Source organism: Parablautia muri (assembly GCF_009917485.1).
In the GTDB taxonomy this organism is placed as follows: Bacteria; Bacillota; Clostridia; order Lachnospirales; family Lachnospiraceae; genus Suilimivivens; species Suilimivivens muri.
Window position 1 is genome coordinate 1 of the sequence record NZ_QZDT01000151.1, and the last position, 1682, is coordinate 1682.

The 1682-nt window shown below is 38.8% G+C and carries 3 protein-coding genes; all 3 read right to left on the reverse strand.

The window, feature by feature from the left end:
- Nucleotides 1-21 precede the first annotated feature (21 nt).
- The 3 genes from D5281_RS24830 to D5281_RS24840 all read right to left on the reverse strand — a co-directional run bounded on the left by D5281_RS24830 (nt 22) and on the right by D5281_RS24840 (nt 1530).
- Nucleotides 22-324, reverse strand: a complete 303-nt coding sequence (locus D5281_RS24830; RefSeq protein WP_330585338.1) for a DUF6809 family protein — start codon at nt 322-324, stop codon at nt 22-24.
- 4 nt (nt 325-328) lie between these two features.
- Complete coding sequence (locus tag D5281_RS24835; RefSeq protein ID WP_160562520.1) at nt 329-631, reverse strand: DUF6809 family protein; 303 nt, start codon at nt 629-631, stop codon at nt 329-331.
- Between the two features lie 638 nt (nt 632-1269).
- Nucleotides 1270-1530, reverse strand: coding sequence for a hypothetical protein (locus tag D5281_RS24840; RefSeq protein WP_160562521.1), 261 nt, complete (start codon nt 1528-1530; stop codon nt 1270-1272).
- Between the last annotated feature and the right edge of the window lie 152 nt (nt 1531-1682).

Consider the following 1682-nt stretch of genomic DNA (forward strand, 5'->3'; position numbering starts at 1 on the left):
CTAAAAACTCTAACCCCAAGTTTACAGGAGAACGCCATATATTTCACTACACGTTCTTATTTGACGCTTACGATGAAACGTCTCAATCATTAACATCATAGCAAGCTGGAATCCATAGGAAAAGCTTTCAAAGGAATAGATAGTTGACATTTCATTTTCCAGAAATCCCAGCCATTCTAAAAGACTTTGATCTTCTGATAGCTTATTCTTGAGCTGTTCCATGATGCCGCTGATTTCCTGCTCTGTTTTTCTGTATTCTTCACACTTAGGCAGGATATTTTCAGCAGGATAAATTTCACCATCATAAAGTGTTTTAAAATGGATTTACTCATTTAGTGCTGCCTTCATTACCGAAAAACATGTCATTTCCTGTAAAGACCTCCACCATGAGCAGCGCGCCTAATTTCAGGGCATACGTAAATGTGCCGTATTGGGTAATGTCGTCAACATCTGCCTGGGCGTTACAGTAGTTGTTAAATAATTCCTTTGCGGTATTATCCAATTTTGCTGTTAATTCTTCCATGCATTTTCCCTTGTGATTTATAGCCTTATGGAGAGATGAATCATCCGAATACAGAAATGAATCAGGACGGACATTTCCAAGGTATAATTGTTCTATTATGCTTGACATATTCAGTTCCTTTCTTTAGTTTGGCTGGCTAGTTACTGGTTTTTGAAGCTCCAACAATTCCTTGTATGGATTTGCCGCGCATGATATAATATTTACGCTCCAAATGCCATCAGGCAGTTGCTGGGTGGGAAAGTGGCTGGTTACTTGGCAGGTATGCTGCCGCTTTCTCTTTTTTATTTTGGTTTGCGGATTCAATTTATCACCTCACTTTTTATCCGTGAGGTAACCATATAGCTGTGATTAGAAAAAATCAATAGGTTTGAAAGGGATTTTCGGTTTGAGATGAAGGGGTTATAGTTCGGGAGGTCAAAAAAATTAAGTTGGTGTCGATGTGGAATAGATGCGTGCTTTCCCACGCTAAAGTATCCGAAAAAGTATGTAAACCTACCGGCATATACCCTTAACACCTGCTCCCCTATGCCGCCCATACAATCCCCAAATAAGCACGCTACACGCCTATTTAGCTACGTTTCACCTATACCCTAATCCTCTACCCTAACACCATTACAAGCCCAAATTGAGCGTATAATCATAACATGACCATACAATTACAGCCAAACAGACCGCACAAAAAAGGCTATGAGTATTTACACCCATAACCTTTATTATGTATTATTTATAATCTGTTTATCATGTTGTTATCGTTCCCAATAATACCCTGTTCCATCCTCAAAATACAGTTGCAAGCCGTATTCAGTAGCCGTAAAGTCAACGATTGTATTCATATCCACAATATCATCATTGAACGGTATATATCCGTCTGGTACAACTTCCCTTGTCTCTGTTACTGTCTGAATCTCTGTTATTGTTTCCGCTTGCGTGGTACCTAACAGATAAGATAACATCATTGTAATTCCTATAGCAGCGATAACTCCAATTATTCTAAATGATTTTCCCATAGTGTGTGTTCTCCTTCTTTTTAATTGTGACTGCCAGTAGCTAAAGCAAAGGCTTTTAATGATTGCCTTGCACTTTCATGCGTAAGCGTCAAATAAGAACGTGTAGTGAAATATATGGCGTTCTCCTGTAAACTTGGGGTTAGAGTTTTTAG

What these genes read in the sequence shown, in the direction of transcription:
- D5281_RS24840 (WP_160562521.1), bottom strand. Translation starts at nt 1,530, where the DNA reads ATGGGAAAATCATTTAGAATAATTGGAGTTATCGCTGCTATAGGAATT.
- D5281_RS24835 (WP_160562520.1), bottom strand. Translation starts at nt 631, where the DNA reads ATGTCAAGCATAATAGAACAATTATACCTTGGAAATGTCCGTCCTGAT.